This is a genomic window from Pseudomonas sp. NFX98 (assembly GCF_047784845.1).
GTDB lineage: Bacteria > Pseudomonadota > Gammaproteobacteria > Pseudomonadales > Pseudomonadaceae > Aquipseudomonas.
This window is the reverse complement of the sequence record NZ_JBLNNF010000026.1, coordinates 18827-34523: the sequence shown is the minus strand read 5'-3', so window position 1 is coordinate 34523 and position 15697 is coordinate 18827. Positions and strand designations below refer to the sequence as shown.

16 protein-coding genes are annotated in these 15697 nt (G+C 58.8%); 12 read left to right on the top strand and 4 right to left on the bottom strand.

The genetic code is table 11. The features are described 5' to 3' along the window. Positions 1-147 precede the first annotated feature (147 nt). Complete coding sequence (locus ACM110_RS27235; protein WP_416130241.1) at positions 148-402, bottom strand: hypothetical protein; 255 nt, start codon at positions 400-402, stop codon at positions 148-150. A 124-nt stretch (positions 403-526) separates the two neighbouring features. On the opposite strand from ACM110_RS27235, the gene ACM110_RS27230 reads away from it, so the two are divergent. Together ACM110_RS27230 and ACM110_RS27225 are read left to right on the top strand one after the other, a co-directional pair. Further along, complete coding sequence (locus tag ACM110_RS27230) at positions 527-1876, top strand: NCS2 family permease (protein ID WP_015096117.1); 1350 nt, start codon at positions 527-529, stop codon at positions 1874-1876. 72 nt (positions 1877-1948) lie between these two features. Continuing rightward, the gene (locus tag ACM110_RS27225; protein ID WP_416130188.1) at positions 1949-2575 is read left to right on the top strand and encodes a LysE family translocator; all 627 of its coding nucleotides are present in this window, start codon (positions 1949-1951) and stop codon (positions 2573-2575) included. A gap of 188 nt (positions 2576-2763) precedes the next feature. Here the strand turns inward: ACM110_RS27225 and uraH are convergent, their stop codons facing one another. Continuing rightward, positions 2764-3117 (bottom strand): hydroxyisourate hydrolase, encoded by a 354-nt coding sequence (gene uraH, locus ACM110_RS27220; protein WP_003223171.1) that lies wholly within the window; start codon positions 3115-3117, stop codon positions 2764-2766. Positions 3118-3537: 420 nt separating this feature from the next. On the opposite strand from uraH, the gene puuE reads away from it, so the two are divergent. From puuE to ACM110_RS27180, 8 genes are all read left to right on the top strand, one after another. Beyond that, positions 3538-4464 (top strand): allantoinase PuuE, encoded by a 927-nt coding sequence (gene puuE / locus ACM110_RS27215; RefSeq protein ID WP_416130187.1) that lies wholly within the window; start codon positions 3538-3540, stop codon positions 4462-4464. After that, on the top strand, positions 4461-4976 hold the full coding sequence (uraD, locus tag ACM110_RS27210) for a 2-oxo-4-hydroxy-4-carboxy-5-ureidoimidazoline decarboxylase (protein ID WP_416130186.1): 516 nt from the start codon (positions 4461-4463) through the stop codon (positions 4974-4976). Before puuE ends, uraD begins: the two co-directional genes overlap by 4 nt. 86 nt (positions 4977-5062) lie before the next feature. Then, positions 5063-6058, top strand: coding sequence for an allantoicase (alc, locus tag ACM110_RS27205; RefSeq protein WP_416130185.1), 996 nt, complete (start codon positions 5063-5065; stop codon positions 6056-6058). 144 nt (positions 6059-6202) lie between these two features. Continuing rightward, positions 6203-6706, top strand: coding sequence for an ureidoglycolate lyase (locus ACM110_RS27200; RefSeq protein ID WP_007960046.1), 504 nt, complete (start codon positions 6203-6205; stop codon positions 6704-6706). Between the two features lie 50 nt (positions 6707-6756). Then, positions 6757-8061: a urate hydroxylase PuuD gene (locus tag ACM110_RS27195; protein WP_416130184.1), complete on the top strand. Its 1305-nt coding sequence runs from the start codon at positions 6757-6759 to the stop codon at positions 8059-8061. Between the two features lie 156 nt (positions 8062-8217). Next, entirely contained in the window at positions 8218-9576 is a 1359-nt protein-coding gene (locus tag ACM110_RS27190; RefSeq protein WP_338585464.1) for a nucleobase:cation symporter-2 family protein, read from the top strand. A gap of 94 nt (positions 9577-9670) precedes the next feature. After that, positions 9671-10456, top strand: a complete 786-nt coding sequence (locus tag ACM110_RS27185; RefSeq protein WP_416130183.1) for an outer membrane protein OmpK — start codon at positions 9671-9673, stop codon at positions 10454-10456. 373 nt (positions 10457-10829) lie between these two features. Continuing rightward, positions 10830-11615: an outer membrane protein OmpK gene (locus ACM110_RS27180; RefSeq protein ID WP_416130182.1), complete on the top strand. Its 786-nt coding sequence runs from the start codon at positions 10830-10832 to the stop codon at positions 11613-11615. A gap of 88 nt (positions 11616-11703) precedes the next feature. Here ACM110_RS27180 and ACM110_RS27175 read toward each other — a convergent pair whose 3' ends face one another. Next, positions 11704-12858 (bottom strand): patatin-like phospholipase family protein, encoded by a 1155-nt coding sequence (locus tag ACM110_RS27175; RefSeq protein WP_416130181.1) that lies wholly within the window; start codon positions 12856-12858, stop codon positions 11704-11706. Between the two features lie 35 nt (positions 12859-12893). Further along, positions 12894-13826 (bottom strand): lipid A biosynthesis lauroyl acyltransferase, encoded by a 933-nt coding sequence (locus ACM110_RS27170; RefSeq protein WP_416130180.1) that lies wholly within the window; start codon positions 13824-13826, stop codon positions 12894-12896. A 118-nt stretch (positions 13827-13944) separates the two neighbouring features. Between ACM110_RS27170 and minC the strand changes: the two genes are divergently transcribed. Continuing rightward, a complete protein-coding gene (gene minC / locus ACM110_RS27165; protein WP_416130179.1) occupies positions 13945-14682 on the top strand; it encodes a septum site-determining protein MinC in 738 nt (245 codons plus the stop codon). Positions 14683-14881: 199 nt separating this feature from the next. Further along, positions 14882-15694 (top strand): septum site-determining protein MinD, encoded by an 813-nt coding sequence (minD, locus tag ACM110_RS27160; RefSeq protein WP_218436028.1) that lies wholly within the window; start codon positions 14882-14884, stop codon positions 15692-15694. Positions 15695-15697 lie beyond the last annotated feature (3 nt).

The following is a 15697-nucleotide window of genomic DNA, read 5'->3' as shown; positions in this document are numbered from 1 at the left end:
CAAGCCATGCTCCTACAGATTCGAGGCGTACATCGACTCGATAACGACTCCAACTCTGTAGAAGCATGGCTTGCCCGCGATGAGGCCCGCACAGACGCCGCAAATTCCAGACAAAAATAAACCGGCCCTTGCGCCGGTTTATTTGTTTCAGGCCGCTTGCGCCTGTCGCACCACTGCCGCCAATCGCCCAAGCCCCTCGTCCAATCGCGCCGAGTCGATATGGCTGAAGTTCACCCGCAAATATCCGTGAGCAAATTCGAGAACAGGTCCGGGCTGGCGATCAGGTAGCCAACGCGCAAACCTTGCCCGCGATGCCGCCCTGTCAGGCGATATATCACTAAAGCCAAATTTTTCGTCGACAAAATCAAAAACATTATTTGCTTTCTTTGTATACAAAAGCATAATCCACCTCGTGCGAGTTCCTGACCAGACGGTCAACAAATTCGCAAGTACCTCAAAGGGCCGCTGCCACCCCTCTCGGATCCGGCCCTGGAAATAAAAATAAAACTCTTGAGGAGTACTCGCTGTGGAAAGCCGCAAATCCGAAGCATCGACGCTGGATCTCTCGCCGCCACTACGCAATGGCTTGCTGGAACGTCTGTTCAAACTCAGCTTGCACGGCACCACGGTGAAGACCGAGCTGATTGCCGGTCTGACTACCTTCATCACGATGGCCTACATCATCTTCGTCAACCCGAACATCATGGCTGACGCCGGGATCGATCACGGCGCGGCGTTCGTCGCCACCTGTATCGCCGCTGCACTGGGCTGCCTGTTGATGGGCCTGTACGCCAACTGGCCGGTCGGCCTGGCGCCGGGCATGGGCTTGAACGCGTTCTTCACTTACACCGTGGTCGGCACCATGGGCTACAACTGGGAAACCGCCCTCGGTGCGGTGTTTGTCTCCGGTGTGCTGTTCATGATTCTGACCTTCTCACGGATTCGCGAATGGCTGCTCAACAGCATCCCGGTCAGCCTGCGCTTCGCCATGGGCGCCGGCGTCGGTCTGTTCCTCGGTCTGATCGGTTTGAAAACTGCGGGCATCGTCGTTGATAGCCCGGCCACCCTGATCAAGCTCGGCTCCCTGCGCGAACCTGGCCCACTGCTCGCGGCCGTATGCTTCCTGATGATCGCCATCCTCAGCTATCACAAAGTGTTCGGTGCGATCCTCATCAGCATCATCACCGTCACCCTCGCCGGTTGGGGCCTGGGCCTGGTGCATTACGAAGGGATCATGTCGGCACCGCCGAGCCTGGCCCCGACCTGGATGGCCATGAACGTCGCCGGCGTGTTCAACGTCAGCATGATCAGCGTGGTCTTGGCGTTCCTCTTCGTGCACATGTTCGACACCGCCGGCACCTTGATGGGCGTAGCCCAGCGCGCCAACCTGGTGGGCGCTGACGGCAAGATCGAAAACCTCTCCCGTGCTATGAAAGCCGACAGTGCGTCCAGCGTATTTGGTGCAGTGGTTGGCGTGCCACCGGTCACCAGCTACGTGGAAAGTGCCGCGGGTGTAGCAGCGGGTGGTCGGACTGGTCTTACCGCAGTGACCGTAGGTGTGCTATTTATTGCAGCCATGTTCTTCGCTCCGCTGGCCGGCATGATCCCTGCCTATGCCACCGCTGGTGCGCTGATTTATGTAGCGATGCTGATGATGGGCGGCATGGCCCACATTGAATGGGACGAAGCGACCGACAGCATTCCGGCGATCGTTACCGCAATCATGATGCCGCTGACCTTCTCGGTCGCCGACGGCATCGCGCTGGGCTTCATCACCTACGTGGCGTTGAAGGCCGGTACCGGCAAGTACAAGGAAATTTCCGTCAGCCTGTGGGTGCTCTGCGCGATCTTCATCGCCAAGTTCATCTTCCTGTAAGCCTTACGCGAGACACGTTTCAAAACAGCCTCACCCCGTCGGGTGAGGCTTTTGTGCAAATGGAGGAAAGTGATGAGTCTGGAAACCTGGCTGCTGTTCAGCGGCGCTGCGCTGGTAGTGATCCTGATCCCGGGGCCATTGTCGTTGTTGATGATCAGCAACAGCCTGAACTACGGCCTGCGCCGTTCCTACCCGGCGTTTCTCGGCGGTGTGATTGCATCGATCTGCCTGCTGAGTGCGTCGGCGCTGGGCCTGGGTGCCTTGTTGCTGGCGTCGGAACAACTGTTCAGCGCACTGAAAGTCGTCGGCGCGCTGTACCTGTTCTACCTCGCCTGGCAGAGCTGGCAGCAATCGCGCCAGCCTTCCCACGGCGCTGAAGTGCCGCTGGCAGCCCCGGTGCCTCGTTTTCGCGCATTGTTCGGCCGCGCCTTCATGCTCGGTGCCAGCAATCCGAAAGACATCCTTTTCTTCGCGGCTTTCCTGCCGCAGTTCCTGAGTGCAGAGCAACCGTTCCTACCGCAACTGCTGGTGATGATCGCAACCTGGACGGTGCTGGATCTGCTGTGCAAGTTGGCCTACGGCCTCGGCGCCCATGGTGCGGCGCGGTATCTGCGCAGCGGCAAGGGGCAGAGCTGGTTTAACCGGATCAGTGCGGGGTTGTTCAGTGGTGCGGGTGCGGCTTCCCTGCTGAGCCGCTAACAGCAAGATCAAAAGATCGCAGCCTTCGGCAGCTCCTACACATGGAATGCGGTCCCATGTAGGAGCTGCCGAAGGCTGCGATCTTTTGACTTTTCTCCAGACGAAAAAAAGCCCGCAGTGTGAGCGGGCGAAAGACCAAAGAAGCTATATGCGCAGTCGCTTCCAGGTGATGGCAGCTGCTTGGGGGATCAGCTGCCGCGGTACGTGGAGTAGCTGTAAGGCGAGATCAGCAGCGGCACATGGTAGTGATCCTGTTCGGCGGAGATGCCAAAACGCAGCACCACCACATCCAGGAACGCCGGTTCCGGCAGCTGAACGCCACGGGCGCGGTAGTAATCGCCCGCATGGAACTGAACCTGATAGACCCCGGTGCGGTAGTCATCGCCTTGCAGCAACGGTGCATCGACACGGCCATCGCTGTTGGTAATCGCACTGGCGACCAATTCCAGGTGCGAACCTTCAACACGGTACAACTCGACCTTGATCGAGCTGCCCGGGCAACCGTGTGCAGCGTCCAAAACGTGTGTAGTCAAACGTCCCATTGATTCTGCGCGCCTGCCTGCGTGGAAGCAGTCAGACCTCGCGCCTCCCGAAGTCAGTTGAAAAGGAGACCGCACCGATTCGGAGCACGAAAAGCTGCGGCGAGCGACTGATTAAGACACTTTTCAAAAAAATTGTACACAATAAAAACGACATTTTTACCGCCACTGGCGCCATCCGTGGATTTCCCGCTGATTAACAGCCAAAGCGCACCGTTGCTGAACCCCGCAATCATTAGCTGACCAATCAGGCAGATTTCTTGCAGGCTGATCCCAATAGCACGAAAAGATGACCGTTAAAGAAAAATGCAAAAAATCAGGCTTACAAAGTAAATATAAAGTTGTATACAATCAGCCCATCGCTGTGACGCCAGCCAAGGCGTATCACACAAACTGTCATCACGAATAAGAAGGAAGACTGCAGTGAGCGCTGACTACCCTCGCGACCTGATCGGTTACGGCAGTAACCCTCCGCACCCACACTGGCCGGGCAATGCCCGCATCGCCCTGTCGTTCGTACTCAATTACGAAGAAGGTGGCGAGCGCAATATCCTGCACGGCGACAAAGAGTCCGAAGCCTTCCTCTCGGAAATGGTGTCCGCCCAGCCGCTGCAAGGCGCGCGCAACATGAGCATGGAATCCCTTTACGAGTATGGCAGCCGCGCCGGCGTCTGGCGGATTCTGAAACTGTTCAAGGAATTCGACATTCCGCTGACCATCTTCGCCGTGGCCATGGCCGCCCAGCGCCACCCGGATGTGATCCGCGCCATGGTCGATGCCGGCCACGAGATCTGCAGCCACGGCTACCGCTGGATCGACTACCAGTACATGGACGAGAACCAGGAACGCGAGCACATGCTCGAAGCGATCCGCATCCTCACTGAAATTACTGGCGAGCGCCCACTGGGCTGGTACACCGGCCGCACCGGTCCGAACACCCGTCGCCTGGTGATGGAAGAAGGCGGTTTCCTCTACGACTGCGACACTTACGACGACGACCTGCCCTACTGGGAACCGAACAACCCGACCGGCAAGCCGCACTTGGTGATCCCGTACACGCTGGACACCAACGACATGCGCTTCACCCAGGTCCAGGGTTTCAACAAGGGCGACGATTTCTTCGAATACCTCAAAGACGCGTTCGACGTGCTCTACGCGGAAGGCGCCGAAGCACCGAAAATGCTGTCGATCGGTTTGCACTGCCGCCTGATCGGCCGTCCGGCGCGTCTGGCTTCGCTCAAGCGCTTTATCGAATACGCTAAAAGTCATGAACAGGTGTGGTTCAGCCGTCGCGTCGACATCGCGCGCCACTGGCAAGAAACTCACCCGTACACAGGGGCTGCCAAATGAGCACCTTTCAAACCGTCAAACCTTCGAGCCTGAGCCGCGACGCTTTCGTCGCCGCTTTTGCCGATATCTACGAACATTCGCCATGGGTGGCCGAGAAGGCCTTCGACCTGGGTCAGGACGCTTCGATCGACGAGATCGAAACCCTGCACCAGCGCATGAGCGACATCCTGTTGAGCGCCGATCATGAAAGCCAACTGGCCCTGATCAACGCTCACCCGGACCTGGCAGGCCGTGCGGCCGTCCAGGGCCAACTGACCGAAGCCAGCACTAATGAACAGGCTGGCGCCGGTATTCACCAATGCACGGCCGAAGAGTTCCAACGCTTCACCGAGCTGAACGATGCCTACAAGGCCAAGTTCAAGTTTCCCTTCATCATGGCGGTAAAAGGCAGCAACCGGCATCAGATCCTCGCAGCGTTCGAAACGCGCATCCACAACTCGGTCGAGACCGAATTCAAATGCGCGCTGGCGGAGATCAACAAGATCGCCCTGTTCCGATTACTGACCCTATAGCAAGCCTTGCCCGAGTATTAAAAACGCGAAAATACCCAGGGCACTGCAAGCATCCCAAGCCACTTATTTAAAGGCAGACAAGAAGAATGAAAGCTTACGCCGTACCTTTCGAAAAGTTCGTCAACCTGGCCGACGCCCGCCTGGGCACCAAAATCATCTCGGTCACCGATGACTGGTTCGCAGACGCCAATCGTCTGTTCCAACCGACCCCGGCCGTATGGAAGGAGGGCGTGTTCGATGACAACGGCAAGTGGATGGACGGCTGGGAGTCGCGCCGCAAGCGCTTCGAAGGCTACGACAGCGCTGTGATCCGCCTGGGTGTCCCGGGTTCGATCAAGGGCGTCGACATCGACACTTCATTCTTCACCGGCAACTTCCCGCCATCGGCCTCCCTGGAAGCCTGCTTCCTGGCTGAAGGCGAGCCGAACGAAAACACCCAGTGGACTGAAGTGCTGTCCGCCGTCGAACTGCAAGGCAACAGCCACCACTACCATGAAATCAGCAACGACCAGGCGTTCAGTCACCTGCGCTTCAACATCTACCCGGATGGCGGTGTTGCCCGTCTGCGCGTGTACGGCATTCCGCACCGCGACTGGTCGGCTGTTGGCGACAACGAGCAAGTTGACCTGGCCGCAGCCCTGAACGGCGGCCGCGCCCTCGCCTGCTCTGACGAACACTTCGGCCGCATGAGCAACATCCTCAACCCGGGCCGTGGCATCAACATGGGCGACGGCTGGGAAACCGCGCGTCGTCGTACACCGGGCAATGACTGGGTCATCGTCGCACTGGGTCACCCGGGCGAGATCGAGAAAATCATCGTCGACACCCTGCACTTCAAAGGCAACTACCCGGATACCTGCTCGATCCAGGGCGCGTTCGTCAAGGGCGGCACCGACAGCCAGATCGAAACCCAATCGCTGTTCTGGCGCGAACTGCTGCCAAGCCAGAAACTGGAAATGCACGCCGAACACACCTTCGCCGAGCAGATCAAGGCACTGGGCCCGATCACCCACATCCGGCTGAACGTGTTCCCGGATGGTGGTGTGAGCCGCCTGCGCGTACTGGGCAAGGTCGCAAAGTAATGCTGAGCCTGTAGGAGCTGCCGCAGGCTGCGATCTTTTGATCTTAAAAACAAAGTCAAAAGATCGCAGGCTTCGCCAGCTCCTACAGGGATCGCGCAAGACGCACTGACAAGTTCAACAACACAGAATTCGGAAAAGAACAGCATGCGCACATTGACGATTGAACCGCTGACCAAAGAAGCCTTCGCCCCTTTCGGTGACGTGATCGAAACCGACGGCAGCGATCATTTCATGATCAACAACGGTTCGACCATGCGCTTCCACAAACTGGCGACGGTCGAAACCGCTACGCCTGAGGACAACGCGATCATCAGCATTTTCCGCGCCGACGCGCAGGACATGCCGCTGACCGTGAGCATGCTGGAGCGTCACCCGTTGGGCAGCCAGGCTTTCATTCCGCTGCTCGGCAACCCCTTTCTGATCGTGGTCGCGCCACTTGGCGATGAACCTGTATCAGGCTTGGTCCGCGCCTTCGTCACCAACGGCAGGCAGGGCATTAATTACCATCGCGGCGTTTGGCACCACCCGGTGCTGACGATCGAAAAGCGGGATGACTTCCTGGTGGTTGATCGCAGTGGCACAGGCAATAACTGCGATGAGCATTTTTTCAAAGAGGATGAGCGTTTGATCCTCGCCCCCCACCAATAAGAGAAGGTCTGATCACTCGACAACAGAGTGACAGGCGAGAGGTAAAGACTGTGGAAGCACATCTGTTGGAATGGCTGAACCTGAGCGTGCGCTGGGTTCATATGATTACTGGTGTGGCCTGGATCGGCGCATCGTTCTACTTCGTCTGGCTGGAAAACAACCTCAATCGGGTCAACCCGAAAAGCGGTCTGGCCGGCGATTTGTGGGCGATCCACGGCGGCGGTATCTACCACCTGGAAAAATACAAACTGGCTCCACCGACCATGCCGGACAACCTGCACTGGTTCAAATGGGAAGCCTACTTCACCTGGATGTCGGGTATCGCGCTGCTGTGCGTGGTGTTCTACTCCAACCCGACGCTCTATCTGCTGGCTCCGGGCAGTACCCTGAGCGGTACTGAAGGTGTACTGCTGGGCATCGGCTCGCTGTTCGTCGGCTGGTTCATCTACTCCTTCCTCTGCGACTCGGCCCTGGGCAAACGCCCTGCCCTGCTTGGCGCCATCCTGTTCGTGCTGATCATCGCCGCAGCCTATGGCTTCAGCAAAGTGTTCAGTGGTCGCGGTGCGTACCTGCACGTCGGCGCGATCATCGGCACCATCATGGTCGGCAACGTGTTCCGCATCATCATGCCGGCGCAACGCGCACTGGTAGCGGCCATCGCCGAGAACCGCACGCCTGATCCGGCGCTGCCAGCCAAAGGTTTGCTGCGTTCGCGTCACAACAACTACTTCACCTTGCCCGTGCTGTTCATCATGATCAGCAACCACTTCCCGAGCACCTACGGCAGCCAGTACAACTGGTTGATCCTGGCCGGGATCGCGGTGCTGGCGGTGTTGGTACGTCACTACTTCAACACCCGTCACGACAGCCACAAGTTTGCCTGGACCCTGCCCGTGGCAGCGGTGGGCATGATCTGCCTGGCTTATGTGTCCGGTCCGAAGCCGATGTCCAGCGCCCCTGAAGTGGCCAAGGCTCCTGCTGCCATCGAATACCAGCCACTGCCGGAAACTGCAGTAGGTGGTGGTTTGAAACCAGCTGAAGCCAAACCTGCCGAGGCACCAGCAGCCGCTCCGGCTCAGGCCTCCAACGCCGGTCCTGGTTTCGACAAGGTGCACAGCGTGATTCAGGAACGTTGTTCGGTCTGCCATTCGGCGAAACCGACCAGCCCACTGTTCAGTGCAGCCCCGGCCGGTGTGATGTTCGACACTCCCGAGCAGATTCGCCAGAACGCTGCGCGCATCCAGGCTCAAGCCGTCGCCAGCCAGATCATGCCACTGGGCAACATCACGCAGATGACCCAGCAGGAACGTGACCTGATCGGTGCCTGGATTGCTCAGGGAGCTCCGACCAATTAATCGTTAAAAGCTTCGCGAGCAAGCTCGCTCCCACAGGTTTTGCATTGCCTGTGTGGGAGCGGGCTTGCCCGCGAATGGCCGCAATGCGGTCCACCTGATGCGAAACAGCTGCCAGCAGCTGTTAATCACAAGAATAAAAAAGATCCGAGGTGTTGCATGTCCGAGCTCTCCAAAGCGCGCATCCCCGACGCACCCGCCATTCAGCGTTTACCCCTTTTGCAACTGATCCTGGTCGGTCTGCAACATGTTCTGCTGATGTACGGCGGCGCCATCGCGGTGCCGCTGATCATCGGACAGGCCGCTGGCCTGAGTCGTGAAGAAATCGCCTTCCTGATCAACGCCGACCTGCTGGTCGCCGGCATCGCCACCATCGTTCAATCGCTGGGCATCGGCCCCATGGGCATTCGCATGCCGGTGATGATGGGTGCCAGTTTCGCCGCTGTCGGCAGCATGGTCGCCATGGCCGGCATGCCCGGTATCGGCCTGCAAGGGATCTTCGGCGCGACCATCGCCGCCGGGTTCTTCGGCATGCTCATCGCGCCGTTCATGTCCAAGGTCGTCCGCTTCTTCCCGCCGCTGGTGACCGGCACGGTCATCACCTCGATCGGTTTATCGTTGTTCCCCGTGGCCGTGAACTGGGCCGGCGGCGGAGCAAGCGCCGCTCAATTCGGTTCGCCGATTTACCTGACCATCGCCGCGCTGGTGCTGGGCACCATCCTGTTGGTGCATCGCTTCATGCGCGGTTTCTGGGTCAACATTTCCGTGCTGATCGGCATGTGCCTGGGCTACGTGCTCTGCGGCGTGCTCGGCATGGTCGACCTCAGTGGCATGGCTCAGGCGCCATGGCTGCAATTCGTTACCCCGCTGCATTTCGGCATGCCGAAATTCGAACTCGCGCCGATTCTGTCGATGTGCCTTGTCGTGGTGATCATTTTCGTCGAGTCCACCGGGATGTTCCTCGCGCTGGGCAAGATCACCGGCCAGGAAGTCTGCCCACGGATGCTGCGTCGCGGCTTGCTGTGTGATGCCGGCGCTTCGTTCTTCGCTGGTTTTTTCAACACCTTCACCCACTCCTCTTTCGCGCAGAACATCGGCCTGGTGCAAATGACCGGCGTGCGTTGCCGTTCGGTGACCATCGTCGCCGGTGGTTTGCTGATTGTCCTGAGCCTGCTGCCGAAAGCCGCGTTCCTGGTGGCGTCGATTCCGCCAGCGGTGCTCGGTGGTGCCGCGATTGCGATGTTCGGCATGGTCGCCGCCACCGGGATCAAGATTCTCCAGGAAGCCGACATCGGTGACCGTCGCAACCAGTTGCTGGTGGCGGTGAGCATCGGCATGGGCCTGATCCCGGTGGTGCGTCCGGAGTTTTTCGCCCACCTGCCCCTGTGGATGAGCCCGATTACCCACAGCGGTATCGCCATGGCCACCCTCAGTGCGCTGACGCTGAACTTGCTGTTCAACATCCTTGGCGGCGCCGAACGCGCGGCGATCAACGACTGTCACGCTAACTCGCATTAACAAAGCAACCACAGAACCTGTGGGACCGAGCCTGCTCGCTCCCACAGGGTTGGCAACTCTGCGCCTGAAAAATAAAAACAAGAGGGAGCAACAGATGATTCGGACACAAACCAACTTGCTGTTGAGTGGTGGCCTGCTGGCCGCGAGTCAGGCCATGGCCGGCGATCTGCTGCTGTGGCAGACCAACAGCCTGAGCTATCTGTACGGCAAGGATTTCGCGGTCAACCCGTCGATCCAGCAGACGATTACCTTCGAACACGCCGACCGCTGGAAGTACGGCGATAACTTCATGTTTATCGACAGCACCTACTACAACGGCGAGAAAGACCGCAACAAAGGCGTCCACGCCTATTACGGCGAGTTCAGCCCGCGCCTCTCTCTCGGCAAAATCCTCGACCGCCGTTTCGAATTCGGCCCGATCAAGGACGTGCTGCTGGCCATGACCTACGAGAACGGCGAAGACGACACCGAGGCTTACCTGATCGGCCCCGGTTTCGACCTCGCGATCCCGGGCTTCAACTTTTTCACCTTGAACTTCTATAACCGCCGGACCGAAGGCTCGCGCGCCGGCGACGATGTCTGGCAAATCACCCCAGCCTGGTCGTACACCATTCCAGTGGGCAATTCGAGCGTGTTGATCGACGGTTACATCGACTGGGTCGTGGACAACGACCAGAACTCGCACGGCACCTACCACGCCAACCTGCACTTCAACCCGCAGATCAAATACGACCTGGGCAAAGCCCTCGGCTGGCGGGAGAAACAGGTGTATGTCGGCGCCGAGTACAGCTACTGGAAAGACAAGTACGGCATCGAAAACAACGGCAACCTCGACACCAATGAAAACACCACCAGCCTGCTGGTGAAGGTGCATTTCTAAGATGACCCGCAACCGTGCCCCAAACCTGTCGTCGGTGCGCTGTTGCGGGGCACTTGAGACCTGGCCAAGGAGTCAGTATTCTCCGCGGCCGCCTGAATCCGCTTTAAAAAAAAGCCCGGATTTAATTCCTGACCAGAAAGCCAACTTATCCCGGCTCTGGACGGTCCCCAGGCCTTCCCGAATGACTCTCAATCGACTGTTTTTGAGCAGCCGAGCGGGAGTTTTTTTGCTTTGTGAAAGCCTTGGCGCAGCTCTTGCTAACAGCACTAAAGCTGACCGATTGGATGAATATTTTCCGCTTCAGAAAAAGGCGCCACACCAGAGCGTCGACCTTAAAAAAAACGTGAAACCACTACTTTTTGGGAGCAACCGAATGAAACGTACGTGCACTAGCCTGATGCTGGCGGGATCAATGCTGGCTGGGGGGCAGGCCATGGCCGGCGACTTGCTGCAATGGCAGAACAACAGCCTGACCTACCTGTATGGCAAGGACTTCCAGGTCAATCCGCGCATCCAGCAGACGGTGACCTTCGAGCACGCCGATGGCTGGAAATACGGCGACAACTTCTTCTTCATCGACAAGATTTTCTACAACGGCAAGGAAGATTCCTTCGCGGGTGAGAACACCTACTACGGCGAATTGAGCCCACGCCTGTCGTTCAACAAGATCTTCGATCAGAAGTTCGAGCTAGGCCCGATCAAAGACGTGCTGCTGGCCATGACGTACGAGTTCGGTGAAGACGATACCGAGTCCTACCTGATCGGTCCTGGTTTCGACCTGGCCATCCCGGGCTTCGACTACTTCCAGTTGAACTTCTACAACCGTCACACCGAAGGCGACCGTCCGGGCGACAATATCTGGCAGGTCACGCCGGTCTGGTCCTACACCATTCCGGTCGGCGACTCGAACATCCTGATCGATGGTTTCATGGACTGGGTGGTCGACAACGACGTCAACAAAAAAGGCGAATACCACGCCAACCTGCACTTCAATCCGCAGATCAAGTACGACCTGGGCAAAGCGCTGAACCTGGGCGAGAAGCAGTTGTACGTCGGTGTCGAGTATGACTACTGGAAGAACAAGTACGGTATCGAAGACAGCCAGGGCTTCAAGACCGATCAGAGCGTGACCAGCTTCCTGGTCAAGGTTCACTTCTGATTTAACATCAAAAGATCGCAGGCTTCGCCAGCTCCTACATTGGAATGCGTTCCCTCTGTAGGAGCTGCCGAAGGCTGCGATCTTTGTTTTATGGCAGCCCCAGAAACCGGCACAACTCATCCTTCTTGGCCAGCGCATCCCGCCGTCCCAGATCAATCAACTCGCTGCAATACCCCGCCTCGAACAACAGATAACTCAACACCCCCGCTCCACTGGTCTTGGTCGCCCCCGGCCCACGCAGAAACAGGCGCAATGCCGCCGGCAACTCCTGGCGATGGCGCGCGGCAATCTCGTCGATAGGCTGACTCGGTGAAATCACCAAAACCTCAACAGGCGCCACACCCAACGCACGGGTCGGCGTGCCGTCGGGCATGAGATGACTGAACTGATTCAGACGCTGTAAAAGCTCGATGTCGCTTTCCAGGCTGTCAATGAACGTACTGTTGAGCATGTGCCCGCCGATCTGCGCCAGCGTGGGTTGTTGCCCTGTATAGGCGCGTTGCAGCGGTTGCTCGGGATCGACGCCGCGCGGGTTGCCGCTGACACCCACCACCAGCACCCGACTGGCGCCCAGGTGCAACGCCGGGCTGATCGGCGCCGATTGCCGCACCGCGCCATCCCCAAAATACTCCTCGCCGATTTTCACCGGGGCGAACAGCAATGGAATCGCCGAACTGGCGAGCAAATGGTCAACGGACAGTTTGGTCGGCACGCCGATTCGCCGATGGCGCAACCAGGCGTCGATGGTGCCGCCGCCCTGGTAGAACGTGACGGCTTGACCGGACTCGTAGCCAAACGCAGTCACCGCTACCGCCTGCAATTGCTTTTGCGCGATGGATTCGGCGATGCCGTTCATGTGCAACTTGTCGTTGAGCAAGCGGCGCAGAGGCGAGCTGTTGAGCAGCGCCACCGGAACTTGCGAGCCGAGGCCCAGCAAGCTGTGGCTGACAAAGCGGCTGGCCTGGCGCATTACACCTGGCCAATCACTGCGTAAAACCAGATGACTGCGAAAGCCCTGCCAGAAGGCAGTCAACCGCTCGATGGCCGCGCGAAAATCCGTCGCCCCGCTGGCCAGGCTGACGGCGTTGATCGCCCCGGCCGAAGTGCCGACGATCACCGGAAACGGATTGTCCGCGCCCAATGGCAAAAGCTCGGCAATCGCCGCCAGAACCCCCACCTGATAGGCCGCCCGAGCCCCGCCGCCGGAAAGAATCAACCCTGTAACCGGTTCAGCAGGACTCATCGCAACACTCCATGGTGCTTATTGGGTTCGATTGATCAACCGCGTTTTGCGTACAGCTTGGGCTCGCCCGGTGGACGGCTCTTGAAGCGGCGATGGGCCCAGAGGTATTGCTCAGGACAATCGCGCAACACGCCTTCGATCCACTGATTGATGCGCAGGCAATCGGCTTCTTCGGTTTCGCAGGGGAAGCCTTCGAGCGGCGCATGGATCACCAGGCGATAACCGCTGCCGTCGGCCAGGCGTTCCTGAGTGAACGGCACCACCAGCGCCTTGCCCAGCCGGGCGAATTTACTGGTGGCGGTGACGGTCGCGGCCTGAATGCCGAACAGCGGCACGAAAATGCTTTGCTTGGCGCCGTAGTCCTGATCCGGTGCGTACCAGATCGCGCGGCCGGCGCGCAGCAACTTGAGCATGCCGCGAACGTCCTCGCGCTCGATCGCCAGCGAATCAAGATTGTGACGCTCGCGCCCCTGACGCTGGACGTAGTCGAACAGCGGATTTTTATGCTCGCGGTACATGCCATCGATGGTGTGCTGCTGACTGAGCAATGCGGCGCCGATTTCCAGGGTGGTGAAATGCACCGCCATCAGGATCACGCCCTTGCCTTCGCGCTGGGCCTGCTGCAAATGCTCCAGCCCTTCGATATGGGCCAGCTTCGCCAGACGTTCGCGCGACCACCACCAGCTCATCGCCATCTCGAAGAAAGCGATGCCGGTTGAAGCAAAGTTTTCCTTGAGCAGGCGCTTTCGCTCGGCAGCCGACTTTTCCGGGAAACACAGCTCCAGATTACGCTTGGCAATGCGCCGTCGGTCGCCCGCCGCGCGATACATCAAGGCACCGAGCGCGCGACCAAGCCACAGCAATGCCGGATATGGCAGCTGCACGATCAGCCACAACAACCCCAAGCCACACCACAGCGGCCAGAAACGTGGAGACAGAAAAGTTTTTTGAAAACGCGGGCGATCCATTAATGCATCCGGAAAGACAATGGCCGCGCATTCTACATCGTTCGACCCGGCTTGCGGCCTGCGGGCGTTCTCGTTATAAGTCTCGGCACTTTTAGTGACAAGTCGTTGTATGCCGACCATGAGCCAAACCGAACTGCTAGACCAAGATCCCGTGTTCCAGCTAAAGGGCAGCATGCTCGCCATTACGGTGCTGGAACTGGCCCGTAACGACCTCGAAGGCCTCGACCGGCAATTGGCCGCCAAGGTCGCCCAGGCGCCTGGTTTTTTCAGCAATGCGCCGCTGGTACTGGCCCTGGACAAACTCCCGGCCAGTGAAGGCGCGGTGGATTTGCCGGGGCTGATGCGCGTGTGCCGCCAGCACGGCCTGCGCACCCTGGCGATCCGTGCCAGCCGCATCGAAGACATCGCCGCCGCCATCGCCGTCGACCTGCCGGTGTTGCCGCCCTCCGGCGCCCGCGAGCGTGCGCTGGACCTGAATGAAGGCGTGGTTGCGAAAAAACCGGAAAAACCGCCGGAACCGACCATCAAACCGACGAAAATCATCACGTCGCCAGTACGAGGTGGCCAGCAGATTTATGCCCAGGGCAGCGATCTGGTGGTGATCTCCTCGGTCAGCCCGGGGGCGGAACTTCTCGCCGATGGCAACATCCATGTATACGGCCCCATGCGTGGTCGAGTGTTGGCCGGCGTCAAGGGCGACACGAAAGCCAGGATATTCTGTCAGCAAATGAGCGCTGAACTGGTCTCGATCGCAGGGCATTACAAGGTTTCCGAAGATCTGCGCCGCGACCCTTTATGGGGTTCGGGCGTGCAGGTCAGCCTGTCGGGCGATGTGTTGAACATCATTCGTCTTTAACGGATACTGCCGCATTTTCCAAGCATCTCTAAAACGTAGCGAAAACGGCTCAAACGAAGTAGGAAACAGGCCAAAAGCAGTGTTTACCGGGGGTAAACGCCGCTAAAACCGAATTCCAGCCAAGGCTGTCCGACTGCAGTAGTTTTCAAGAGATGTTTTTCAGGGGCTAAAAGTCCTTTTTCCTTAGGGGTGAAACACCTTGGCCAAGATTCTCGTGGTTACATCCGGCAAGGGTGGTGTGGGTAAGACCACCACCAGCGCCGCTATCGGTACCGGCCTCGCTCTGCGCGGCCACAAAACAGTGATCGTCGACTTCGACGTGGGCTTGCGTAACCTCGACCTGATCATGGGTTGCGAGCGCCGCGTGGTGTATGACTTCGTCAACGTGGTCAACGGCGAAGCCAACCTGCAACAGGCCCTGATCAAAGACAAGCGCCTGGAGAATCTCTACGTACTGGCCGCCAGCCAGACCCGCGACAAAGACGCGCTGACCGTCGAAGGCGTGGAAAAAGTCCTGATGCAACTCAAGGAAGACTTTGAGTTCGTGGTCTGCGACTCCCCGGCGGGCATCGAGAAAGGCGCCCACCTGGCCATGTACTTCGCTGACGAAGCGATCGTCGTGACCAACCCGGAAGTGTCCTCGGTACGTGACTCCGACCGCATGCTCGGCCTGCTGGCCAGCAAGTCCCGTCGCGCCGAACGCGGTGAAGACCCGATCAAGGAACACCTGCTGATCACCCGCTACCACCCGGAGCGTGTCGAAAAAGGCGAAATGCTTGGCGTCGAAGACGTCAAGGAAATCCTGTCGGTGACCCTGCTCGGCGTGATCCCGGAATCCCAGGCGGTGCTCAAGGCATCCAACCAGGGCGTTCCCGTGATCCTCGACGACCAGAGCGATGCCGGCCAGGCCTACAGCGATACCGTTGACCGCCTGCTGGGCAAAACCGTGGAGCATCGTTTCCTTGATGTACAGAAGAAGGGATTCTTCGAGCGCCTGTTTGGAGGCAACTAAGCA